Source organism: Paractinoplanes rhizophilus (assembly GCF_042664765.1).
Taxonomy (GTDB): Bacteria; Actinomycetota; Actinomycetes; order Mycobacteriales; family Micromonosporaceae; genus Actinoplanes; species Actinoplanes rhizophilus.
Genome location: NZ_JBHTBJ010000003.1, coordinates 57,061 through 80,470, shown reverse-complemented (window position 1 = coordinate 80,470; position 23,410 = coordinate 57,061). Strand labels below are relative to the sequence as shown.

Annotated in this window: 21 protein-coding genes; 5 read left to right on the top strand and 16 right to left on the bottom strand. The window is 72.3% G+C overall.

The features are described from left to right. Positions 1-5: 5 nt before the first annotated feature. The 4 genes from ACFQS1_RS06150 to ACFQS1_RS06135 form a co-directional block, all read right to left on the bottom strand. Positions 6-872, bottom strand: a complete 867-nt coding sequence (locus tag ACFQS1_RS06150) for a DUF3152 domain-containing protein (RefSeq protein ID WP_378965126.1) — start codon at positions 870-872, stop codon at positions 6-8. 52 nt (positions 873-924) lie between these two features. Then, positions 925-1,773, bottom strand: a complete 849-nt coding sequence (locus ACFQS1_RS06145; RefSeq protein ID WP_378965125.1) for a DUF3152 domain-containing protein — start codon at positions 1,771-1,773, stop codon at positions 925-927. 66 nt (positions 1,774-1,839) lie between these two features. Then, positions 1,840-2,787, bottom strand: coding sequence for an alpha/beta fold hydrolase (locus ACFQS1_RS06140; protein WP_378965123.1), 948 nt, complete (start codon positions 2,785-2,787; stop codon positions 1,840-1,842). Then, the gene (locus ACFQS1_RS06135) at positions 2,784-4,604 is read right to left on the bottom strand and encodes a DNA polymerase III subunit gamma/tau domain-containing protein (protein ID WP_465263197.1); all 1,821 of its coding nucleotides are present in this window, start codon (positions 4,602-4,604) and stop codon (positions 2,784-2,786) included. Before ACFQS1_RS06135 ends, ACFQS1_RS06140 begins: the two co-directional genes overlap by 4 nt. Positions 4,605-5,416: 812 nt before the next feature. Here ACFQS1_RS06135 and ACFQS1_RS06130 point away from each other — a divergent pair. The 3 genes from ACFQS1_RS06130 (at position 5,417) to ACFQS1_RS06120 (ending at position 8,581) form a co-directional block, all read left to right on the top strand. Beyond that, complete coding sequence (locus tag ACFQS1_RS06130; protein WP_378965121.1) at positions 5,417-6,076, top strand: TetR/AcrR family transcriptional regulator; 660 nt, start codon at positions 5,417-5,419, stop codon at positions 6,074-6,076. A gap of 36 nt (positions 6,077-6,112) precedes the next feature. Then, complete coding sequence (locus ACFQS1_RS06125; protein WP_378965120.1) at positions 6,113-6,337, top strand: DUF3107 domain-containing protein; 225 nt, start codon at positions 6,113-6,115, stop codon at positions 6,335-6,337. A gap of 276 nt (positions 6,338-6,613) precedes the next feature. Continuing rightward, positions 6,614-8,581 carry a DEAD/DEAH box helicase gene (locus tag ACFQS1_RS06120; protein ID WP_378965118.1) on the top strand — a complete coding sequence of 656 codons (1,968 nt, stop codon included), beginning with the start codon at positions 6,614-6,616 and terminating at the stop codon, positions 8,579-8,581. A 213-nt stretch (positions 8,582-8,794) separates the two neighbouring features. Here ACFQS1_RS06120 and ACFQS1_RS06115 read toward each other — a convergent pair whose 3' ends face one another. Further along, positions 8,795-9,451: a biliverdin-producing heme oxygenase gene (locus tag ACFQS1_RS06115; RefSeq protein WP_378965117.1), complete on the bottom strand. Its 657-nt coding sequence runs from the start codon at positions 9,449-9,451 to the stop codon at positions 8,795-8,797. A 137-nt stretch (positions 9,452-9,588) separates the two neighbouring features. On the opposite strand from ACFQS1_RS06115, the gene ACFQS1_RS06110 reads away from it, so the two are divergent. Continuing rightward, positions 9,589-10,725, top strand: a complete 1,137-nt coding sequence (locus tag ACFQS1_RS06110) for a class I SAM-dependent methyltransferase (RefSeq protein WP_378965116.1) — start codon at positions 9,589-9,591, stop codon at positions 10,723-10,725. Here ACFQS1_RS06110 and ACFQS1_RS06105 read toward each other — a convergent pair. From ACFQS1_RS06105 to ACFQS1_RS06090, 4 genes are all read right to left on the bottom strand, one after another. After that, positions 10,718-11,881 (bottom strand): hypothetical protein, encoded by a 1,164-nt coding sequence (locus ACFQS1_RS06105; RefSeq protein ID WP_378965115.1) that lies wholly within the window; start codon positions 11,879-11,881, stop codon positions 10,718-10,720. The genes ACFQS1_RS06110 and ACFQS1_RS06105 overlap by 8 nt on opposite strands. A 121-nt stretch (positions 11,882-12,002) precedes the next feature. Next, positions 12,003-12,215 (bottom strand): heavy-metal-associated domain-containing protein, encoded by a 213-nt coding sequence (locus ACFQS1_RS06100; RefSeq protein ID WP_378965114.1) that lies wholly within the window; start codon positions 12,213-12,215, stop codon positions 12,003-12,005. Between the two features lie 24 nt (positions 12,216-12,239). Next, the gene (locus tag ACFQS1_RS06095) at positions 12,240-12,545 is read right to left on the bottom strand and encodes a metal-sensitive transcriptional regulator (RefSeq protein ID WP_378965112.1); all 306 of its coding nucleotides are present in this window, start codon (positions 12,543-12,545) and stop codon (positions 12,240-12,242) included. 350 nt (positions 12,546-12,895) lie between these two features. Continuing rightward, on the bottom strand, positions 12,896-15,043 hold the full coding sequence (locus ACFQS1_RS06090) for a RecQ family ATP-dependent DNA helicase (RefSeq protein ID WP_378965417.1): 2,148 nt from the start codon (positions 15,041-15,043) through the stop codon (positions 12,896-12,898). 244 nt (positions 15,044-15,287) lie between these two features. On the opposite strand from ACFQS1_RS06090, the gene ACFQS1_RS06085 reads away from it, so the two are divergent. Continuing rightward, positions 15,288-15,686 carry a hypothetical protein gene (locus ACFQS1_RS06085; RefSeq protein ID WP_378965111.1) on the top strand — a complete coding sequence of 133 codons (399 nt, stop codon included), beginning with the start codon at positions 15,288-15,290 and terminating at the stop codon, positions 15,684-15,686. A gap of 151 nt (positions 15,687-15,837) precedes the next feature. Here the strand turns inward: ACFQS1_RS06085 and ACFQS1_RS06080 are convergent, their stop codons facing one another. The 7 genes from ACFQS1_RS06080 to ACFQS1_RS06050 form a co-directional block, all read right to left on the bottom strand. After that, the gene (locus ACFQS1_RS06080; RefSeq protein WP_378965110.1) at positions 15,838-16,563 is read right to left on the bottom strand and encodes an SDR family NAD(P)-dependent oxidoreductase; all 726 of its coding nucleotides are present in this window, start codon (positions 16,561-16,563) and stop codon (positions 15,838-15,840) included. A gap of 114 nt (positions 16,564-16,677) precedes the next feature. Continuing rightward, entirely contained in the window at positions 16,678-18,798 is a 2,121-nt protein-coding gene (locus ACFQS1_RS06075; RefSeq protein ID WP_378965108.1) for a serine/threonine-protein kinase, read from the bottom strand. A 59-nt stretch (positions 18,799-18,857) separates the two neighbouring features. Next, positions 18,858-20,333, bottom strand: coding sequence for a fused MFS/spermidine synthase (locus ACFQS1_RS06070; RefSeq protein WP_378965107.1), 1,476 nt, complete (start codon positions 20,331-20,333; stop codon positions 18,858-18,860). Then, positions 20,330-21,283 carry a coiled-coil domain-containing protein gene (locus ACFQS1_RS06065; protein WP_465263196.1) on the bottom strand — a complete coding sequence of 318 codons (954 nt, stop codon included), beginning with the start codon at positions 21,281-21,283 and terminating at the stop codon, positions 20,330-20,332. The genes ACFQS1_RS06070 and ACFQS1_RS06065 overlap by 4 nt, the downstream gene beginning before the upstream one ends. Positions 21,284-21,393: 110 nt before the next feature. Then, on the bottom strand, positions 21,394-22,164 hold the full coding sequence (locus tag ACFQS1_RS06060; protein ID WP_378965104.1) for an SDR family NAD(P)-dependent oxidoreductase: 771 nt from the start codon (positions 22,162-22,164) through the stop codon (positions 21,394-21,396). Positions 22,165-22,172: 8 nt separating this feature from the next. Next, complete coding sequence (locus ACFQS1_RS06055; protein ID WP_378965103.1) at positions 22,173-22,982, bottom strand: inositol monophosphatase family protein; 810 nt, start codon at positions 22,980-22,982, stop codon at positions 22,173-22,175. Further along, complete coding sequence (locus tag ACFQS1_RS06050) at positions 22,975-23,355, bottom strand: response regulator (protein WP_378965415.1); 381 nt, start codon at positions 23,353-23,355, stop codon at positions 22,975-22,977. The genes ACFQS1_RS06055 and ACFQS1_RS06050 overlap by 8 nt, the downstream gene beginning before the upstream one ends. Positions 23,356-23,410 lie beyond the last annotated feature (55 nt).

Below are 23,410 nucleotides of genomic sequence, written 5' to 3'. Positions count from 1 at the left end.
TTTTCTCACGGGTACGGCCACGCGTTGGCGATACAGCCCTTCAGGCCCAGCGTCTGCTGCATCATGACCGGCGCGCGGCGCCCCTTGCCCGGGCACCGCTCGTGCCCGTGCCCGAGCTGGTGACCGACCTCATGATTGATCGCGTAGGCGCGGTAGGTGCTCAGCGGGGCGCCGTAGCCGCGCACCGAGCCCTCCCAGCGATCGTCGTTGATGATCACCTTCCCGGGCAGGCGGCAGGACGTGTACGCCGCGGTCTCCAGGCCGCCCTCGCGGCACATCCGCTCGGACGTGCGCGCCGAGGCCAGGTAGATGGTGAACTCGGCGCGGGCGCCCGGCGGGACGCGCTGGAGCCGAAAGCGGCGGGCGGCGATCCAGCTGCGGCGGTCGCCGAGGGTGCGGTCGGCCACGGCGGCGAACGAGGCCGGAACGAGGAACGCGGACGGCTTCTCGACGGCGACGTGGAAGCGGCGGATCGGCCCGGCGGTGCCGAGGACCTGGCCGTAGCCGGTGACGTAGGCGAAGGCGCCGCTGGTGCCCACGGCCGGCCGCACCGTGGTGGCCGGGGCGGCCGTGGCGGAAGCGGGCGCCGCCGAGGCGGACGGCCGGGCCACGATCACCGGAATCACGATGCGGTCGGCGCCGTCCGGGCGCAGATACCGGCCGAGGAAGGCGACGGCGGCAGCCAGCAGCAGGTAGGCCAGCACGGTCAGGGCGCGGCGGCGGCGCCGGGCGGGAGGCGGCTCCTCGTCGAAGTCCGGGAAGAGATCCGGCGGCGGCGGGGGCGCCGGCCGGGCGAGCGGGGCCCGGCTCATCGCCGGCGGGTTCCGGGTGGGATCCCACAGCGGCGTACGGGGTCCGGCCTGCTGCGTCATGACATAGCCGAGACTGCCACGCCGCGACCGGCGGCATGCGATGTTTCCGCGGCTACAGGGAGGGGCCGGTGAGGAAGCCGTGGCCCCGGCGCGGCCAGGGGTAGGGCGTGCAACCGCGGGTCGTCAGCGTCTGCTGCACCATCACCGGCGCCGGTCCGCCCGCCCGCGGGCAGCCCTGGTGCCGATGGCCGAGCTCGTGCCCGACCTCGTGGTTGATCACGTATTGACGGTAGGTGGCCAGCGGGATCTTGGCGTACCGGTACGGCTTTGCCGAGAGCCGCCAGCGGTCCAGGTTGATGATCGCCTTGCCGGTGGTGCGGCAGGACGTGTACGGGACGCCGTTGATCCGGATGTTCGTGCCGCCCTGCCGGCACAGCCGCCCGGCCGTGTCCCGCGTGGCCAGCAGGACGACGAAGTCGGCCGGCTCCCCGCCGGGCACCATCTGCAGGCGCACCTGGCCGCCGCCGACCCAGCTGCGCGCGTCGCCGAGCGTCGACACCACCTGCGCGGCGAAGTCGGTGACGTCCTCGTTGCTGCCCTTCTCGACGGCGACGTGGAAACGGCGCACCTGGCCGCCGCTGCCGAGGACCGGGCCGCGCGTGGTCGCGTACGCGAAAGCACCGGAACCGTGCGCGGGAACGGCACCCGGAAGGCTCAGTTGCCGCAGGTTTTCGGCCGGCTCGGGGCTTTCCATGATCGGCGACGGGGAGGAGGCGGGCTCGGACGGCCCGGCGGATTCGGCCGGCGAGGGGGACCCGGATGACGTTGGGGCGGGCACCTGGGCGGCGTCCGACGTGATCGTGCGGCCCAGCAGAAGTCCCGACACGGCAACGACGATCATCGCGAGCAGCACCAGCCACCAGCGACGCCAGGTATCCCGCGGCGCGACTTCCTCGATCATCGACCGCCAGCGTCCCATACGTGGCGATCGCTGTCTTCCCCGGCGGATCTTGGGTGAGCCGGGTCGCTACCGTTTCTCGTCGAGCATGCCGACGATGGCCCGCGCCACCAGCCGCGGCACCTCCATCTGGGCCACGTGGCCGACACCCGGCAGCATCAGCAGGCGGCTGTCCGGGATCGCCCGCGCGACCTGCGCGTTCACCCGGGGATCGACCAGCCGGTCGTGGAGCCCGCCGATGACCAGCGTCGGCGCGGTGATCTCGGCGGCCAGCCGCCACTGCGAGTTGCGACCGGGCAGATAGGCCCGCAGGAAGCTGGAGACCAGGCCGCGCAGCGTGCCCAGATAGGCCCGCGGGTAGTGCGACACCGTGTAGCGCAGGCGGATCTCCTCGAGCGCCTCGGCCCGGCGCTGCTCGGTCGCCTTGCGGATGTCGCCGAAGCAGGCCTCGAGGACCTGGTCGGCCATCTCCTCGACGGTCAGCCGGGACATCCCCCAGGCGAAGATCCGCTCGGCCCGGGGCAGGGCCAGGATCGGCAGATAGGGACCGTGCGCCGTCCGGCGCGGGTCGAGGAAGGGCATCGCGGGCGAGATCAGCGTGAGGGTGCGGATCAGGTCGGGGCGCAGGGCGGCCACGCGTACGGCGATCGAGCCGCCCAGCGAGTTGCCCACGAGATGGACCGGGCCGCGACCGGCGTGCTCGAGGTAACCGATCACGGTCGCCGCGAACGAGGCGATCGAGTAGCGCGGGCTCGGGTCGCTGTATCCGAAGCCGGGCAGGTCGACCGCCTGTGCGTCGAAACGGTCGGCGAGCAGGCCCGCGACGTCGGTGAAGTTCTGCGAGGAACCGCCGAGGCCGTGCACGTACACCGCCGGCTCGGCGTCCGGCGCGGTGGCCGGGGTGTCGCGGACGTGCAGCATCGCGCCGCCGATCACGACCCGGCGTGCGGGCCAGGGGGCCGGCGATTCGCCGTCCGGCAGCAACACGCCGTCATCGGCCAGGAGAGCACCCTTCATCGGGACAAGAGTGCCTCGAGCCGCCGGTTGACCGCCGCCAAGGTGGCCCGGACCATCGCGTGCCGGTCGTCGCTGGTCACCACGGCCGAGCCGGCCAGCTGTTCCACCCAGCCGTTGCACGACAGCAGCAGCACGACGACCGCGACCTGCGAGTTTCCGAACGGGACGGCGGCGGCGTGCTCGACGAAGCAGCGGGCCGGGCCCTCGGGGTGCTGCGAGGTGGCGAGCAGCTCGTCGACCGCGCCCGCGGTGGCCTGCGCGCACAGGCGCAGCAGGTATCCGTCGACGGCCGGGCCGCTGGCGGTGCCCGAGGCGGACCGGCCGCCGACGCCGAGGCGCACCTCGACCGTGGCGTCCGTGCCGAACGTGTTGACGTGCACGTTCTCGATGACGATGCGGGGGTAGGGGTGATCGCCCGGGTAGAGCGGGCGCGGGGGGCCGGGCTCGTCGGCCGGAACGACCTCGCCGACGTGCTCGGTCTCGTCGTGCGGGCGCTCGGTCCGGCGCTCGTCCCGCCGCTCGGTCGGGGCCGAGTGGGCTGGGCGGGCGGTCTGGGCCGGGTGGGCGGTCTGGGCCGGGCGGGCGGTCTGGGCCGGGCGGGCGGTCTGGGCCGGGCGGATGGGCTCGGCGCGCGGCGGCGGGGCGATCGGCGCCGGCTCGGCGACCCGTTCGGCGGCGCGGTGGCGCTCCTGCTCGGGCTCGGCTCGATGGCGCTGCGCCGACGGTGAGATCGGGGCCGCGGCCGGGCTCTGTGGCCGAGTCGCGGCCGGGCTCAGGGGCCGGGCGGTGGGGCTTTCGGAGCGGGCCGCGGCCGAGCTCAGCGGCCGGGCCGGGCTTTCCGACCGGGCCACGGCCGGGCTCAGGGCCGGGCTTTCCGAGCGGGCGGCGGCCGGGCTCAGGGCCGGGCTTTCGGAGCGGGTCGCGGCCGGGCTCAGCGGCCGGGTGGAGCCTTCCGACCGGGCCGCGGCGGGGCTTTGCGGCCGGGCCGGGGCGGGGCTTTGCGGCCGGGCCGGGGCGGGGCTTTGCGGCCGGGCGGCGGCCGGTGGGGCGCTCTGCGGCCGCGGCGGGGGTGGCGGCAAGGTCTGCGGGCGGGCGGGCGACACCGGCACGGCGGCGGCCGGCGGCGCGTCGCCCTTCATCGCGGCGTCCAGGCCCATCCGCTCCTGCAGCAGCCGGGCCACGCGCCGGCTCACCTCGGCCGGATCGGCGCCCTCGGCGAGATCCAGCCGGAGGCTGTGCGCGCCGGACGGGGTCGAGCGCAGCGACGCGTCGCGCACGCCGTCCACGCCTCGCACCGCCGCCAGGATCGCCTGCACGTCGAAGCCTTCCTGCCGCTCGCGCGGCTGCACGTCCCCGCGGCGCAGATGCGTCGCGATCCGGGCCAGCGCCGGCGTCTCCGCCGTGGGCTCCGTCAACGGAGGCTCCGGAACTATCGGCACGTCCGGCTGGGCCGGCACGCGCTGCGGCAGTACCCGCGGGCCGGGGTCGGCCGGCCCGCTCGTCCCGCCACCGGCCGGTGGCCGGTTGCCGAAGGCCGCGTACGCCGGGGGCGGGGTGTAGCCGGGCGGATCGGCGGGCGGCGGCGCCGGCTGCTCGTACGAGACCCGGCGCGGGAAGCTCGACGGATCGTACGACGGGCGGGCCGGCTTCGGTTCATCCGCCGCGGGGGGCTCGGGCGCGCTCCAATCGGCGCGGGGCGTGGCCGGGCGGACCAGCGGGACCGCGGCGCGCTGCGGCGTGGCCTGCGGCTCCTCGAGGTCGCCCTCGTACGGGTACGGCGGGGCGCTGTTCGGCGTCGGCAGGTCGTAACCGCGCATGCCGGGGCCGACCGGCTCGGCCGGGCGCAGGCCGGCCCGCGAGGTCAGCCCGGCCTCGCGGCCGATCGCGCCGGTGGTCTCGCCCGGGCCCGGCTCGGCGATCCGCGGCGCCGGCGGGCGTGCCTGCTCGGCGCCGGGCGGGGTCAGGTGGGCGAGCAGATCGGAGTAGCGCGGGCGGGCCTCGGCCCAGCGCGGCACCTCGTCCCCGGACGGGGGAATCTCGCCGGAAGTTTTGGTCTCGAGGCCCGGCTGCTTGACGTCGTAGCCGGGCTGCTTGTCACCGACGAAACCGGGCTGCTTGTCACCGACGAAGCCGGGCTGTTTGTCGCCGACGAAGCCGGGCGGGGCGGGCGCCGGCACCGGCGGGCCGGATGCCGGCTGGTTTGCCACGGGCTGGGCCCGTGCGGGCTGGGCCAGTGCGGGCTGGGCCAGTGCGGGCTGGGCCGGTGCGGGCTGGACCGGACCGTACGGGCGCTCGGCGGGGGGATATGCCGGATTACGCGGAAACGGCGTCGGCCGCCGCCAGGCCGGGACGTCGGTTTCGGTGTCGAGCGCCGCGCCGGAGTTGGACCATGGACTGTCCTGCGTCGCCCAACCGTTCACCCGGGTGCGCTCACGCGAATCGGCACTGTTGCCACCCTCGGCAGCCCCAGTGTCACCGGAATGCCCTGATTCATCCACCGCGCGCTCCTCGCTCGCCCGTGCTGAGGCTACCGTGTGGGTGCAGTGGCGATAAGTTGCAGCGTCGCGACAATTGATGGAGCGGCTGCGAGACCGCGGGGACATACCAACCCCCTGGAGGGTAGAGAGACATGACCGCTGCGTCCGGCGGGGCACAGACCACCCGGCCCACCCGCCTGCCCCGCTCCGCGCGCCGCAAGCAGTTGCTCGCGGCGGCCCAGCAGATCTTCGTGGCGCACGGCTATCACGCCGCCGCGATGGACGACATCGCCGAGCGGGCCGGCGTCTCCAAACCGGTGCTGTATCAGCACTTCCCCGGCAAGCTCGAGCTCTATCTGGCGCTGCTGGACACGCACTGCGACGCGATAATCGCCAAGGTTCGCGACGCGATGCTGGCCACGCACGACAACAAGGAGCGGGTCAAGGGCGCCGTCCAGGCCTACTTCGACTTCATGGACCACGAGAGCGAGGCGTTCCGTCTCGTCTTCGAGTCCGACCTGCGCAACGACCCGCAGGTGCGGCAGCGGGTCGAGCGGGTCGAGCAGGGCTGCATCGCCGCCGTCACCGACACCATCATCTCGGACACCGCGCTCAGTTCCGAGGCCGCCGAGTTGCTGGCGTCGGGCCTGGTCGGGGCGGCCGGGCAGTCGGCCCAGTTCTGGCTGGCGAACGGTCGTCGTACGCCTAAAGCTGAAGCCGAAGCGCTCGTAGCTGCGCTTATCTGGCGCGGGATCGCCAGCTTCCCCCTGCAGGACGGCGCAACCAGCGGTTCCACGACCGAAATCGGATAACCTTGCCCGCGTAAGACCGTACAGAGGGAGGGCCCCGTGGAGGTCAAGATCGGCGTGCAGCACACGCCGCGCGAGCTGGTGCTCGAGAGCGCTCAGACCCCGGCGGAGGTCGAGCAGGCCGTGACCGAGGCGATGGCCAAGGACAGCGTGCTGACGCTTCAGGATGAGAAGGGCCGCAAGGTGATCGTCCCGATCGCCAAGGTCGCCTACGTGGAGATCGCCGAGTCGTCCAACCGGCCGTTCGGCTTCACCACGCGCTGAGGTTGCTCACGGGAGGACACCGTCGCATCGATGGTGCCCTCCCGTAACTCTGCTCTGAGGTGCACGATCTCTCAGTCGGGTAGACTGGGTTCTGTCGCCCGTCGACGTCGATTTGGGTCCAGGCAGATCAGCTTGTCGTCGATCTTGTCTCGCATCCGTTTCGCCGCGGGCGACCCGCGCGCGTGCGGCCCGCTCTTCAGCGTGTGGCCCGCGCCCTACCCACAGCGCGCCCCAGCACCACGACGGGCGCACCACGAGAGGCACCCGTAAAACTTCATGACAGACATCGAAAACTCCGAACCCGCACTCGTACCAGTTGTGAACCGCGCCCCGGTCCGCCCGGACAGCCCCACCTTTGCCGAGCTGGGTGTCCGCGCCGAGACCGTGGAGGCGCTGGCGAAGGCCGGGATCACCCGGGCCTTCGCGATCCAGGAGTACGCGCTGCCCATCGCGCTGCGCGGCACCGACCTCATCGGCCAGGCGCCGACCGGCACCGGCAAGACCCTCGGCTTCGGCCTGCCGCTGCTCGAGCGGGTCATCGCCCCGTCCGAGGGCGCCGACGGCAAACCCCAGGCGCTGATCGTCGTACCCACCCGTGAGCTGGGCCTGCAGGTCGCCCGCGACATCGCGGCCGCCGGCAGCACGCGCGGCGTGCGGGTGCTGCCGATCTACGGCGGCGTCGCGTACGAGCCGCAGGTCGACGCGCTCAAGAAGGGCATCGAGATCCTGGTCGGCACCCCCGGCCGCCTGCTCGACCTGGCCAAGCAGAAGCAGCTCAAGCTCAACTCGATCAAGGCGCTCGTGCTCGACGAGGCCGACCGCATGCTCGACCTCGGCTTCCTCGAGGACGTGGAAAAGATCCTGGCGATGCTGCCCGAAGAGCGGCAGACCATGCTGTTCTCGGCGACCATGCCCGACCCGATCGTGGCCCTCTCCCGCCGGTTCCTGAGCCACCCGGTGACGATCCACGCCGGCCACACCTCAGAGAGCGGCCCGTCGCCGCTGACCAAGCAGGTCGTCTACCGCACCCACCCGCTCAACAAGCTGGAGATGGTGGCGCGCATCCTGCAGGCCCGCGGCCGCGGCCTCACGATGATCTTCTGCCGCACCAAGCGAGCCGCCGACCGGGTCGCCGAGGATCTCGACTTCCGTGGCTTCGCCGTCGCGGCCGTGCACGGCGACCTCGGCCAGGGCGCCCGCGAGCGGGCGCTGCGAGCGTTCCGCACCGGCAAGATCGACGTGCTGGTCGCCACCGACGTCGCCGCCCGCGGCCTGGACGTCTCCGGCGTCACCCACGTGATCAACTACGACTGCCCCGAGGACCCCGACACCTACACCCACCGCATCGGCCGCACCGGGCGCGCGGGGGCCACCGGCGTCGCGGTGACCTTCGTCGACTGGGAGGACATGCCCCGCTGGGTGCTCATCGACAAATCGATGGGCCTGAGCATGCCGCAGCCCCCCGAGACGTACCACACGAGCCCCGCTCTCTACTCCGACCTGGACATCCCGACCGACGTCTCGGGCACGCTGCCGACCGCCGAGCGCAACCGGGCCGGCCTGGCCGCCGAGGTCGAGGAAGACCTGGGCGGCGGCCGTCGCCGTCGCGAGACCGGGCCGCGTGGGCGCGGACGTCGCAGTCGCGGTGGTGCCCCGGGCGCCGACTCGCCGTCGGCGCCGGCGTCGGACGCTTCCGAGGACGGAGCTGAGCGGCCCAAGCGCCAGCGTCGCCGGCGTCGGGTCGAGGGTGCGGATTCACCCCCTTCGCGTACGCCTTCGTCAGACGCCCCCGCGTCCGCGCCGTCAGCCGGCCCCGACGCTTCGGACGGCGCGATGCGGGTCGAGGCAGCCTCCGAGTCACCGGTCGAAGCAGCTTCCGCCTCTTCGGTCGAGGCCGCGCCGAAGCGCACGCGCACCCGTCGCCGGGCACCCGCCACGACGGCACTCTCGGACGACGCCGCCGACGCACCCATCGCCGACACCCCCGGCACCGGTGCTCCGGCTGCCGGCTCTGCCTCTTCCGGTGCGGGCCCCTCCAGCGTCGTCTCCGCCGATGCGGAATCCAGCGCCGACTCCGACGACGATGCGGACAAGCCGCGTCGGCGCCGGCGTCGCGGTGGCCGGGGCAGCCGAGGGTCCGGCAGCTCGTCGGATGCGGACGTTTCGTCGGATGCGGGCGTCGAGGCCGCGGCCGACATGTCGGGCGGGTCCGACGCCGGCGTCGGCACGACCGCCGGCGCCTGAGCCTTTCTTTGACAGCGCCTCTTTGGCAGCGCCCGGCCGGCAAGGTCGGGCGCTGTTGCTTTGCGACCACCCGGCGGCCCGGCGGCCGCCGACGGCCTGGGGGCGCACCTGGCGTGGCGCTCCGGCGGTTACTGTTCGCTCCCTCGTACCCGTCAAAGTGCGTGAGAAAATCACGCAGCGTGAACGTCGCGGGGCCGTGGGTTGCGCGGGCCGTCAGATCCAGCGGTGGGCGAGCTCGTCCAGGACCGCGGCGTTCAGGCGATTGGCCTCGATCACCTCGGCGACGAATTCGTCCTGCTCCTCGGCCGACCAGGGAAGCGAGTCGAGCAGGCGGCCGTAATAGTTTTTGAAGGCTTCGATGTCGATGCCCGGGAATTGGTAGAAGCGATTGCCGTCGCCGTTCAGGCCATAGACGCGAGCCAGCGCCCCTGCGAGGTGTTGCCCGCCGGAGAGGTCGCCGAGGTAGCGGGCGCAATGGTGGGCGACGAAACCGACCGGATGCGAGTTCGCGGCGTAACGGACCCGGGTGCAATATGTGGTCGTCGCGGGGAGCGCGGCGATCCGCTCGGGCCAGCGGGGGCCGTGCAGGAATCGCAGATCGGCCTCGATCGAGGGCAGCCGCACCAGCTCGGGAAAGACGAAGGCGCGCGCGACCGGATCGCCGGCCATGGTGTGCCCCGCCAATTCCAGGGCCTCGTAGAGAAACCAATGCTGGGCGGCCAGCTCGGCGTAGGCCACCCAGGAAAGGCGGCCGCCGGCGAGGGCCGCCAGGAATGCGCTCGTCCAGGCGACATCGGGGGCGGCGCCGATGTCCCGCCGCAGCCGGGCGGAGAGCCGGTCGGCCCCGGGTGGGTCGGCCATCAACGACATCGGTGGCGCACCTCGCTTCTCGCGCCGACAGCGTATCTATAGATCCACTTCTCGGCCCAGTAGTGAAGCGGAGCGTGTTGGGCCACCGGTCGGTTCGATGCGCCGATCGGTCCGGCGGCGCGCGGCACAATTGACGGATGCCACAGCCGCTCGCCGACGTCCTCGCCGAGGTACGCACCCTTTTGCTCGACCCCGCCCTCACCCGGGCCGTCGCGGCCGGCCGCCGCCGAGGTCACACACCGACGGTGACCAGGGCGGAGTTACGCCCGGTTGCGCTCAAGGGCGGCACCCACCTACAGATCGTGACCGACGACGGAGCGCGCCCTTTCACCCGCAATGTCGCCCCGGGCGCCGAGGCGGAGGCGGCCGTCGACGCGCTGCTCGCCGAGCCGTTCGGCAACTGGCACGTCGAGACCACGGCGGCGACGGTGCAGGTGCGAATCACCAAGAAGGGTGACGCTCAGGTGCATCGGGGCGCCCCGCCGTCGGCCGCGCCGGCTGCCGGGCACGATCGCGAGAAGCAGTGGCTGCTCGATCCGGGCGATCCGCTGTTCCAGGTCGTCGGGGGCTCGGCGGCCAAGCGGCGGCAGGTCGACGCCTTCCTCCGCGCGCTGGCCGCGACGCTGCCGGCTTCGTTGCCGTCGCCCCTCCGCGTGGTCGATCTTGGCTGCGGCAACGCCTACCTGACGTTCGCCGCATATCGCTATCTGACCTCGCGAGGCGCGAAGGTCCAGGTCGTGGGGGTCGACGTCCGCGAGGATCAACGCGTACGCAACACCGCCGTCGCCGCATCACTCGGCTGCGCCGACGACGTGACGTTCGTGGCCGGCACGATCTCCTCGGCCGAGCTGCCCTTCGAGCCCGATCTGGTGCTCGCGCTGCACGCCTGCGACACGGCCACGGACGAGGCGCTGGCCCGGGCCGTGCAGTGGTCGGCCCGCTGGGTGCTGGCCGCGCCGTGCTGCCACCACGACATCGCCGCCCAGCTCAAGGGCAACGCGGCCCCGGCGCCGTTCGGCGAGCTGACCCGCCACGCCATCATGCGCGAGCGCTTCGCGGACGTCCTGACCGACACCCTGCGGGCATCGCTGCTGCGCCTGCGAGGATACAAAGTGGACGTCGTCGAGTTCATCGACTCGGCGCACACCCCGCGCAACCTACTGCTGCGCGCCCGCCGCACCGACGCCGAGCCCACCCCCGCACAGCGCGCGGAATACGAGTCGTTGACCACCCAGTGGTCGGTCACGCCCGCGTTGGAAAAGCTGCTCAGCTGACTCGCACGGTCCAGGCCGCGGTGTGCACTCGCCCCGCGACCTGGAAGTCGAAGAACATACGGTAGACGCCGCTGCTCGGCACGGACAGCCAGAACTTCACCTTGCCGTCGACCAGCGCGGCCTCGGGATGGACGTGCACGTAGGCGAGGTCGCCGTCGCGGAGCACCACGAGGTGCCCGTACGCGCCGAGGTAGGGCTCGAGCATGGCCGGCCGCCGGTCGGGTCCCGCCACGCTGACCAGGATCGGCTGGGTCGACGTGACGCTGGGTGCGCCCTCGTACCCCACCGCGAACCCGTCCGTCGCCACCGCGCGGACCGGCGCCGGCAGGGGCGTGGGCGCATAGTTCCCCGCGACCGTGAGATCGCTGCCCAGCGTGGTCGCCACCGGCTTGCCGCCGACGAGCGCCGTGAAGTCCGCGATCATCCGATAGATCCCCGGCCGGGCGAGCATGAGGTCGATCCCCCAGGTGCCGTCCGCCGCCATCGACGGGTGCAGGTGCTGGAAGTCGCTCAGATCCCGCCGGATGACCACCAGGTGCAGAAGCTTGTCGTGCACCACGGCGTACGTGGTGATCGGAGCCCCGCCCGCCCCCGTGATCCGGAAGGAGAGCCGCTGCCTCTTGCCGGCCACGAAGCTCGTCTGCGCCGGCGCGAGGGTGAGGCCCGCTGAGCTCAGCGAGAGCCCGCCGACGGTGGAGCCTACCGGGGTCGTTCCCTCTTGCGCGACCGTGCCGTCGTTGTTGTGGGAGTGCGGCTGGTTCTCGTCCATGACCATGCCCGCCATGGCGCCGCCGTTCGCCATACCGTCGTTCCCGGTGCCGCCGCTCTCATTGCCGCCGTTCCCATTGCCGCCATTCGCAGCGCCGCCGTTGCCGTTACTGCCGTTCGCAGCCCCGCCGTTCTCATTGCCGCCGTTCGCGGCCGCCGCGGTTGGCGCCGAGGCCGAGGTCGTCTCGCTGTTGAGGCGGCCGAGGCCATAGCCCGCGAAGAGCACGACGACGAGGAGAGCCCCGAAGGCAGCCAGCCGGAACCCGGCTCGATCTCCTGCCGTGCCGGTCTCCCCCGCCCTGAGGCCATACTCCCGCCCAGTGGCGCTCCCGCCGTCCACGCCGTCCGCACTCGCGTCGGTGCTTTCCTTGGTGGGCGGCGCGTCCATTTCGCCTTTGCCGGACGGCTCGCGCATTCCTTGGTCGACACTCCCCTGATCAGCTCGGTCGTCTACACCGCCCCCCGCAGGCGGGGAGCCGTTGGCCGGGGCGCCGTCGGCCGGGGCGCCGTCAGGCATGCGCGAGCTCGTAGCCGGCCTCGTCGATCGCCGCGCGCACGTCCTCGTCGGCGAGCGGCGCCTCGCTGGTCACCGTAACCGCGCCGGAGGCGAGGTCGACCTGCACGTCCGCCACACCCGGCAGCGCGGTGAGCTCTCCGGTGACCGCCTGGACGCAGTGCGAGCAGGTCATGCCGGTCACGGTGTAGGTGCTGGTCACAGCCATGAAACAGCCTTTCTGAAGCATTCGTCAGGACTTGACGAGCCGGGCGATCGCGTCCGAGGCCTCTTTGACCTTGGCAGTCGGATCCCCCGCACGGGCCGCGTCGACGACACAGTGGGCCAGGTGGTCCTCGAGCAGGCCGACTGCCACCGCCTGCAACGCACTCTTGGCCGCAGAGATCTGCGTCAGCACGTCGATGCAGTAGGTGTCCTCGTCCACCATCCGCTGAAGCCCACGAATCTGCCCCTCGATGCGACGCAGTCGCCCCAGCAGGGCAGCCTTGTCACCGGAATACCCATGCGGACCATGCTGCGGCGTCGGCTCTTCGGACATGACGCCAGCATACCCCCTCCCCGTATCGGTTCCTCGGCCGGGCAAGTCGTCTACCTCACTCATCCTGTCCGTTACCTGCCGTTTTGTCACTACCTGCCCTCGTCTGCGCGACCGCACCAACCTATGCCCACCCGATTCGGCGATCGCGAAGCCCCGGCCCAGCAAAGCCCGGCCCTGCCAACGCGGAATCCGTTAGCGCGGCGGGCCGCGTGCGGCTCGTCAAGTAGCGCCGACGCGGACGCACCTGTCGCGAAGCGCGCTGGCCGCGCGGTCGGCCCGGTCGGCGCGGGGCGCGCGGGCCCGGTCGGCGCGGGGCGCGCACCGGAGGCGCCGCGCGGAGCCGACGGCCCTTACCCGGATACGGCCAACGCCAGCGGCAGCACCCCCTCGGCGCCAGCGCGGCGGAGGGCGCGGCCGGCGAGGGACATCGTCCAGCCGGAGTCGACCACATCGTCGACCAGCAGGACGGGGCCGTTCAGGGTGGCTAGCGCCTCGGCCAGCTCGGGCGGCACCTCGAACGCGTCGTGCAGCGCCCGGACGCGTTGGGCGCTGTTGCCCCGCGACGCGGTGGCGGCAACGCCGGGCGACGTCACGGTGCCGAGCAGGGGCAGCCGGCCGACGCGGGCGATGTGCTCGGCGAGGCTGTGGATGAGCTGCGGATGACGGTGCGAACCGACCTCCACGACCGCCGACGGGCGCTGCGGCCAGGCGTCGTCGCCGTGTGCCCAAGCCTTGAGGATCTCGACGACCGCGCCGGCCAGATCGTCGGAGATCGGGCCGTCGGGCGACTCCGGGGAGACGACGGCTCGCAGCCGGCCGCCCCAGCCGAGGTCGGAGAGGCGGCCGACCGCGCGACCGGAGGCGATCTGCTCGGTCGGGGCGATTTTGCCCTTCAGCGCGATGCCGACGGCGGCCATGCCGGTGGGCCACATCTTCTTCGGCGCGATCTCGACGCCGGGCCGGCCGAGGAACGCGTCGGCCGCGGCGAGGGCGGCGGGCGAGACTTCGGCGTCGAACAGCGGCTCGGCGCAGTTGTCGCAGCGGCCGCACGGGGCGGCCTCCGGATCGTCCAGGCAACGGCGAAGGAACTCCATGCGGCAAGCGGTGCTTTCCGCGTACTCAATCATGGTCTTTTGCTCTGTCGAACGCGCCTCGGCGACTCGGCGAAGGCGGGCGGTGTCATATGTCCACGGCTCGCCGGTGGCCAGCCAGCCGCCGCGGGCACGCCGGACCGCGCCGTCGACGTCGAGGACCTTGAGCATCATCTCCAGCCGGGTGCGACGCAGGTCGACCAGCGGCTCGAGCGCCTGCGTCGACATCGGACGGTCGGGCGACAGGTTGGCCAGCACCGATCGCACCTGCACCTCGGGCGGGAACGCCAGGGACGCGAAATATCGCCAGATCGCCGCGTCCTCGCGGCCGGGAAGCAGGACCACCTCGGCGTGCTCGACGGCCCGACCGGCCCGGCCCACCTGCTGGTAATAGGCGATCGGCGACGGTGGGGCGCCCAGGTGGACGACGAAGCCGAGGTCGGGCTTGTCGAAGCCCATCCCGAGGGCGGAGGTCGCGACCAAAGCCTTGATCTTGTTGTCCAGGAGCGCCTGCTCGGCGGCGCGGCGGTCGGCGTCCTCGACCTGGCCGGTGTAGGAGGCGACCGAGTAACCCCGGGACCTCAGGAAATCGGCGGTCTCGGTGGCCGCGGCGACGGTGAGCGTGTAGATGATCCCCGAGCCCGGGAGCCGGTCGAGATGGTCGGCGAGCCATGCCAGGCGGTGCGCGGGATGGGGCAGGTCGAGCACGGCCAGGCGCAGCGAGTCACGGTCGAGCGGGCCGCGCAGGACCAGCGCGTCGCCGAGCTGCTCGGCGACGTCGGCGGTCACCCTGGCGTTGGCGGTCGCGGTGGTGGCCAACACCGGAGTACGCCCCGGGAGGCCGGCCAGGAAGGTGCGGAGCCGGCGGTAATCGGGACGGAAATCGTGCCCCCAGTCGGAGACGCAATGCGCCTCGTCGACCACGAGCAGGCCGGTGCTCGCGGCCAGGCCGGGCAGCACGTTGTCGCGGAAGTCGGGGTTGTTGAGCCGCTCGGGGCTGATCAGCAGCACGTCGACGGCGCCGGCCCGGATCTCGGCCTCGATCTCGGACCACTCGTCGAGATTGGCCGAATTGATCGTGCGAGCGGTGATGCCGGCCCGGGCGGCCGCCTCCACCTGGTTGCGCATGAGCGCCAGCAGCGGTGACACGATGACGGTCGGGCCGGCCGGCGGCTCGCCCGGCTGGGCGGCGACCCCGCCGCGAAGCAGGGCGGTGGCGACAAAATAGACCGCCGACTTGCCCCACCCGGTGCGCTGCACGCAGAGGACCCGCCGCCGGTCGACGGTGAGCGCCTCGATCGCCCGCCACTGGTCGTCACGCAGGGTCGCGTGGTCGCCGGCGAGCCGGCGCAGTACCCCCTCGGCGCGCTCGCGCACGGTCGCCCGCTCGGCCTCGTCGGCCCTCATCCGCGTCGTCTCGGTCACCCGGCATGTCTATCAGCCCGCACCGACAAAACCCGGAGTTATCCACAGGGCGGTGGTTGTCCACAGGCGCTAAAAAAGTTGGGCGCGGCCCGGCCGCCCGGGTTCAGAATCGGAGTCTCTCGAGGTCGGAAGGAGTCGGTGAGGCCGCTTCAGTCCAGCTCAACGCTTCGCCCGTAGCGCCGGCTGGTTCCTTGACAATTTTATTTGTCGGTGAGAGGCTCGAGCCATGTCGAAGACCATTGCCGAGAAGCTCCTGATCAAGCCCCATTCGACGGTGTGGCTGTCCGACCCGGCCCGGCTGCCACTGCTGACGCCCATGCCCGACGGGGTGCGCGAGGCGGAAACACTCGCCACCGCCAGCACCGCCGTGATGTTCGCGGAGGATGCCGCCGGCGCCCGCAAGCTGCTCGAGGAGCACAGTGCCGATCTGGCAAAGCCCGGAGTGTTCTGGGTGGCCTATCCGAAGGGCAACAAGGCCGACATCAACCGGGACACCCTGTGGCCGATCGTCGCCGACTTCGACATGCGGCCCTGCGGCCAGGTCGCGATCGATGACCGATGGTCGGGGTTGCGCTTCCGCGCCAACCGCGAGGGCGAGGGACGCTTCACCGGCGGCGCGAAGTAGCCTGCGGCGCGAGCGAGCCTCGGGTCGCGTTCGGGCCGGGCGAGGCGCAGGGCGGCCGGGGGCGGGCCCGGCGTGTGGGCGGGCCGGGTGCGGCGCCGGCCACGGACGGGCGGATCAGGCGCGACGCGCGCGGGTAGGGCGGCCGTTGGCGTCAGCGGCCGAGGACTGAGCCGCCGTTGACGTTGATTATTTGGGCGGTTACGTAGGCGCCGCCGGGGCCGGTCAGCCAGCGGACCGCTTCGGCGATGTCCTGCGGCTCGCCGGGGCGTTTGAGGAGCGTGGCGTCCACGCGCTTCTGGTGGCCCTCGGGGGTCATGCGGCCGTCGAAGAACTCGCTGTCGATCACGTAGCCGGGTGAGATGACGTTCGCGGTGATGCCCTCGCCGCCCAGGGCCACGGCCAGATCCAGGGCGTAGCCGTGCAGGGCGGCCTTGGCCGCGGAATAGGGGCCGCCGCCACCCCGCTGTGCGGCTATCGAGCTGGTCAGGATGATCCGGCCGCCGGGGCGGCGCAGGGATGGGAGCAGGGCCGTCGTCAGGAGCACGGCAGTCAGGACGTTGGAGTCGAAGCTGGCGCGCCAGTGGTCGGCCACGCTGTCGAGTGTGGAATCCGTGCCGGAAACGAAGGCGCCGGCGTTGTTGACCAGCACGTCAACCGGGCGGCCGCCGACCGCCTCGACCACGGCGGGGATCTGGGCCGGATCGGAGACGTCCGCCGTCACCCCGGAGGCCTGGGGGCCGATCCACTTCACGGCGTCCGCCAGGACCTCGGCTCGCCTGCCCACGATGATGACGTCGTAGCCCTCGCCCGCCAGCATGCCCGCCGTCGACCGGCCGATGCCGGTTCCGCCACCGCTTACCACCGCGAGCCTCGACATGCCACGACCATAACCACGGCGACGGACGCCCGCAGCCCGCTTCGGAGGTCGAATGAGAGGCCGCCGCCTCACGGGACCCAGCCTGGGCGGCAAGAAGTGCTCTACGGGGCGTTCTCAGAGGTCGAATGAGAGGCCGACGGCCTTACGGGACATCGGCGGAGGCGGCAGCGAGGACTCTCCGGGCGCTGTCGTGGGTGGCGTTACGCGATGGAGGCGCTTCCGGGGGGAGTTGGTCGTGCGAGATGAGCGGTTTTGCTTCGTGCCCTGGCCGCCGGTGTTTCGGTCGGGAGGAGCCTTCTGGGCGGCGTCGCTGATGGGCTCGCTGCCGAACTCGGGGACGGTGCTGCCGCGGACGGTAGTGCCGGGGACAGTGCTGCCGGGGACGGTGCTGCCGAGGACCTCGGCCCGGCATTTGCGGCCGTCCAGCGTGAAGGAGAGCGGCAACGGGTTGTAGCCGCGGTAGGCGCCGCGCAACGTGAAGGTCTTGCGGGTGCCGTGGCCCTTGGCGATCACCTTCCGGCCGCGCTGGGAGACCGCCTTGGGGGCGCCGATGAGGCGCTGGGAACCGGGATAGGCGAACATCACCCGCCAGGAGGAGTGGCCGACCTCGCCGGTGGTCGCCACCGTGAGCAGGGCCTCGTATTCGCGGCCGGAGTCGCGCCGCAGCTGGTAGCGGACGGCGCAGACGGTGCTGGCGGGGCCTACGGCGCCGGGGCCCGTTCCGGCGGCCTGTGCCTGCTCCACCTCCGGGGACTCGCGGGTCGTGGCCCAGCCGATGCCGGCCATCACCAGCAGGGCCGCGGTGACAAGGCCGGCTTGCACCCGGTGCCGTCCGATCAGGGCGACCCGGACCAAGGCGCCTCGAACCAGGCCGCCCCGAACCAGGCCGCCCCGAACCAGGCCGCCCCGAACCAGGCCGCCCCGGCCCAGGCCGCCGCTGGTGAACAGGCCTCCGCTGGTGAACAGGCCACCGCCCAACGCGCGCACACTGCCCAGCCGCAGCCAGGCGGCCAGCTTGAGGCCTGCCCGCAACCGAAGGACAGCCAGGCTTCCCCGGCCGGAGTCTCGAAGCTGTCGAAGCGAAGCCGGGGCAGCATCACTATGGGCAGCCGAGGCGACGTCGCGGCGCGGAAATGAGACAGCATCGCGGCGCGGCGCTGAGGCAATGTCGCGGTCCGGAGTGGAGGCAACCTCGGGGTCCGAAGCCGAGGCGTCGCAAGGGGGATGCGACGGGTCGTACACCGAAGAGGGCACTCCCTCGGGTGCGCAAGCGGCCGCGGGCGCGGCCGGGGTGATCAAGCAGCGGCGGCCGGGGGCGGGCACCGCCGCGCGCACCGGTGGGGGCGCGTCGTCCGGCAGTTCTCGCAGTGGCGGCAGGATCGGCTGGATGCCTACCGCCTCGGCCAGGGCGCGGGCCACCGACGCGGCGTCGGGGCGGTCCTCGGGAGCCTTGGCCAGGCAACGCCGGCACAGGGCGGCCACCTCGGGCGGCATCGACGGCTGGGGCGGCAGGGGGTCGGGGTCCGCGTACAGGTGGGCCCGCAACGCCTCGGCGGTGGTCTCGGCCGGCCAGGGCAGCCGGCCGGTGAGCAGGCGAAAGAACAGCAGGCCGAGGGCGTACACATCAGTGGCGGCCGAGACCTGGGCGCCGGCCAGGCGTTCGGGGGCCAGGTAGGCCGGTGTCCCGAGCAGGCTGCCGTCCGGCGCGGCGTCGCGCTCGCCGACGATCGCCGAGATGCCGAAGTCGACCACCTTCGCGCCGGCGGCGGTCAGCATCACGTTGGCGGGGGTGACGTCGCGGTGCACGACCCCCCGCGCGTGCGCGGTGGCCAGGGCCGATGCCACCTCGGTCGCGACCGTCACCGCCTCGCGCCACGCCAGCGGGCCGCGCCGGGTCAGGCGGGCGGCGACCGATTCGCCGTCGTTGAGCTCCATCACCACGTACGGCACGGTCAGGTGCTCGTTCAGCGGTGACTCGCCGAAGTCGAAGATGCCGGTGATGTGCGGGTGGCTGAGCCGGGCCGCGGCCAGCGCCTCCTGCCGCAGCCGGTCGCGGAAGCTCTGGTCGTCGGCCAAGCGGGGCGACAGCACCTTGACGGCCACCGAGCGGCCCAGAGTCTCGTCGTAGCCGCGCCAGACGACCGACATGCCGCCCGTGCCGAGCTTCTCGACGAGGCGATACCGTCCCGCGATCCGAGGCGACGCATGCTGACCGGTTTGCTCCGTCCGCCCCATGTGCCGATTGTGACCCGAGGTGCGGCTCGCCCGACGGCGCACCGGGAAACCCGGAAGAATCAACGGGACAAAAGCTGATCCACCGGGGCAAAGTCGTCAGTGAGGACGCGGGCGCCCGCGGCGAAGGACGCGTCGGGCTGCAGGGTCACCGGCTCGGGCAGGCCGGCCAGACGCGAGCGGATCGCGTCCAACGGAAGGGGCGCGTGCGAGGCGACGATGACGAAGTTGGCGCCCACCTCGCCGGCCAGGGCGCGGGGCGGGGCGATCAGCGCCACGTGCGGAAACACCGCCGCCACCGTGGCCAGCTCGGCCCGGATGAAGCGGTCCGGCGGGTAGTCGATCACGTTCTGGGCGTAGACGCCGCCGGGGCGCAGGACGCGCGAGATGTCCGCGATCATCTCCTTCGTGGCCAGGTGCCACGGCACCACGAGGTATCCGAACGCGTCGCCCACCACGAGGTCGTAGGACGCGGCGGGCTGCGCCGCGAGGCCCACCCGGGCATCGCCCACCCGCACCCGCAGGTCGGGCCCGGTCACCAGGCCCAGCGAGCGCTTGTCCAGCTCGACCAAACCGCCGTCGAGCTCCACGACCTGCTGCCGGCTCCCGGGCCGGGTGGACCGCAGGTAGCCGGGCAGCGTGAACCCTCCCCCGCCCAGGTGCAGCGCGTCGATCGCGCCGGCCGGGAGGGAGTCGGCCACCGCCGCGATCCATTGCACGTAGGCGAACTCCAGGAACCGCGGGTCGTGCAGGTTGACATACGAATGCCGGGCGGAATTCAGGATGAGCGTCCGGCCACCCGGCACGGCCGGATCCGATGCGACCCGCGCACAGTGGTAGGCCGTCTCGACGTCGCACGGGTTGGGGCCGACCGCGCCGAGCCCGGCGCCGACCATGCCCAGCGCCACCAGGGCCGCCCGGGAGCGAGGCGGCCCGGGCAGCGCCGGCCGCCGCAGCCAGAGGTGCAGCGCTATCCCGCCCGCCGCCAGCAGCCCCGCGAGCGTGAGCACGATCCAGCTGGTGGGCATCGCGGCCACGAAGACGAAGCCGGTCGCCAGCGTCGCCGTGATCGCCCCGAGCGTGCCGATGCTGGACAGCCGCCCCACCACCGACCCGGTGCGGTCCAGGTCGCTGAGCTGGAGCTTCACCACCATCGGGGTGATCGTGGAAAGGAGAAACGCCGGCGGGAACACGGCCATGGCGGCGAGCAGGAGTACGGCCGGAGCGGCGCCGCCGCGCAGCAGCGAACCGCCGTAGCGGACCAGCGGCAGGGTCACCGCCGTGCCGATCGCCCCCAGCAGCAGCGCCGGCGCCAGCAGCAGGCGCGGGTCGAACCGGTCGGCGAGGCGGCCGCCCAGCCAGGTGCCGTACGCGATGGCGGCCAGCGAGATCCCGATGACCGAGCTGCTCACCTGCAGGGTCACGCCGACGTACGGCCCGACCAGGCGCAGCGCCACGATCTCCAGAACCAGGACCGCGCCGCTCGCGGAGAAGACCAGCGCCGTGGCGAGGCCCGAGGGCAGGGCGCGTGGGGTCACAGCATCGACAGATGGACGTGGTTCGTGTGCACCACCGACGGTCCTCCACTGGCGCTGTACGCCTTCCACCCGTTGCCGGGCATCCAGATCTGGCGATACCAGATTACGTACATCACCCCGAGGCGATCGGCGTTCTTGACGAAGAACGCCGCCAGGTTGTTGCCGTACGTCTTGTCGCTGCCGCTCGCCGCCACGTTCTGGAAGCCCGACTTGTTGGCCGAGAAGTCACAGGCCCGGCCCTTGGGGTGCTCACCGGAGGAGCGCTCGCTGAAGCAGGACGTGTAGTGCTTGAAACCGGCCGCCCGCGCCTCTTGATAGGCGTGCAGGAGTCGCGGCGTGATGCACCCGGACGTGGTCGGGTCGTCGACTGTGCATGACTCCTTGGGCCACGAGCCGTCCGAGTTGCGCGGCGCGGGCTTGGCGAGCGGGGAGTTCACGTTGATGAAGCCGCCGGCCGCGCCTCCGCCGCCGACGCTGCCGAGGGCGAGCTCGGCCTCCTTCTTCTTCTTGGTGAGCGCCGCGACCTGCTTCTGCTGCTCGACGATCTCGCGGTCGACGGCGATCTTGGCGGCCTTGGCCCGCGCCAGATCCTGCTGGTACTGCGCCAGGATCTGACCATCCAACTGGGCGAGCATGTCGATCTGCCGGATGCGCTCGAGGAACGAGTCGGGCGAGGTCGAGTTGAGCAGCAGCGTCGCCGTGCTGGTGCGGCCGAGCCGGTAGGAGCGGTTGGCGATCTCGCCGACCGAGCTCGCGAGGGCCTTGGCGTCGGCTTCGGATTGTTTGACGGTGGCCTGCAACTGGGCCTGGCGCTTCTTGGACGCCTTGAGCTTCTGGATCGCGTCGGCCTGGCCCTTGGCCGCGGACTCGAGCGCGTCGCGCAGCGTCTTGGAGCCGCCCTCGTCGGGGTCGGCCATCGCGGGCGTCACCCAGAGCACGGACACGGCCATGAGCAGCGCCAAGCCGGCGCTGAGCCGCCGCAGGAAAACCGCCGCCACGGATACCTCCCAAGAGTCAGCGCGGAGACTTTACCGCGCCGCTCAAGGGATCGGCAGATCGATCAAGTCGCCGAGTACCCGCCGTCGACGAAGAGTGTCTGGCCGGTCACCGCCACGGCAGCGTCGCTGGCCAGAAAGACCGCACAAGCACCGAAATCATCCGGTACGCCATTTCTGCCGATCATCGTGCGCGCGGCGTGCGCGGCCACTTTCGTGGGATCGGCGAACGTGGCCTCGGTCAGCGGGGTGTGCACGACGCCCGGGGCGATCGCGTTGCAGCAGACGCCGCGCGACGACCACGCCTCGGCCTGCGACCGGGTGAGCCCGACCAGCCCCGCCTTCGCCGCGCCGTATGCCCCACTGTTCCCATATGCCCGGAAGGCCTGCTGGGAGACCACGTTGATGATCCGGCCCCAGCCGCGTGCCGCCATCCGCGGGCCGAACGCCTGCCCGAGCAGGAAGGGCGCGGTGAGGTTGGCCGCGAGCGTCACGTCCCAGTCGTCCTCGGTGAGCTCGTCCATCGGCGGGCGGCGGTTGATCCCGGCCGAGTTCACGAGCACGTCGGGTTCGCCGTACGTGTCAAGGATCTTTTCGATGGCCCGCGCGACGGCCGCACGGTCGGCGAGATCAGCGGCGATCGCGTGCCCCTGCGCGCCGTGTTTCCCCAGCTCGGCGACCACCTCGGCGATCGGCGCCTCGCGCCGGGACACCAGCAGGATCCGAGCGCCCGCGCGGCCCAGCGCGATCGCCATCGCGCGGCCGATGCCCGAGCTTCCCCCGGTCACCACCGCAGTGCGGCCGGCCAGGCCGAAGACGTCATCGAGGTACGACACGCGCGCCCCTAAAGAATCGAGGGATCCGGGAACAGCGTGTCGCGGACCGTGTGCCACACGTCGTCGTTGGCGGCGACGAGCAGGCCGCGCTCGCTGTCGGTCGGGCGGTAGGGCGAGCCGTCGAGGTGCAGCACGGTGCCGCCCGCCTCGCGGATGATCAGCGCGCCGGGCGCGTGGTCCCACGGCAGGATCCGCCAGAACATCGCGAACTGCTGCTCGTCGGTGGCGACGGCGGGGTACTCGTACCCGGCGCAGTGATGCCCGTTGGTGACCTCGCCGAGCTTGCCGGCGTTGGCGTTGGCGACCTCCCGCAGGTGCTGCGGCAGATAGTGGCGCGCGACGACGCCGCGCAGTTGGGTCGCACCCGGATCATCGGTGCGGGTCTTGACGCGTACGCCGTCGCGATAGGTCCCCGCGCCCGCCTCCGCCACCGTCAGGTGGTCCCCCGGCACGTCGAGGATCCACGACGCGGCCGGCTCCCCGCTGCGCACCAGCGCGACCATCACGGCGAACGGCGTCTTTCCGGCGGCGAAGTTGTTGGTGCCGTCGACCGGATCCACGATCCACACCGCGCCCTCGTCGCCGACCCGATCGAGCACCCGCGGATCGGCCGCGACCGCCTCCTCGCCGACCACGGTCGAGCCGGGCAGCAGCGCGGTGAGCCCGCGGGTCAGCGCCCGCTCGGCCTCCTGGTCGGCGATCGTGACGACGTCCCCCGGCGACTTCTCCTTGATCTCGCCCGAGGACAGGTGCCGGAAGCGCGGCAGCACGATGGTCGCCGCGACCTCCCGGACGAGATCCGCGACCTGATCAAGCACGCGGCGGCAACTTCACGACGCTGACGAAGAACTCGTCGATCTGCCGGATCACCGCGATGAACCGCTCGAAGTCGACCGGCTTGGTCACGTAGGCGTTCGCGTGCAGCTGATAGCTGCGCAGGATGTCCTCGTCGGCGGCCGAGGTGGTAAGCACCACGACCGGGATGCGGCCCAGGTCGGGGTCCTTCTTGACCTCCTCGAGCACCTCGCGGCCGTCCCGCTTCGGGAGATTCAGATCCAACAAGATCAGATCCGGGCGTACGGCGTCCGCGTACTGGCCCTCGCGGCGCAGGTAGGCCAGCGCCTCGGCGCCGTCGGAGACGACGTTGAGCCGGTTGCGGACCTTGTGCTCCTCGAAGGCCTCCTGGGTCATCAGCACGTCGCCGGGATCGTCCTCGACCAGCAGCACCTCGATCGGTGTGCCATCG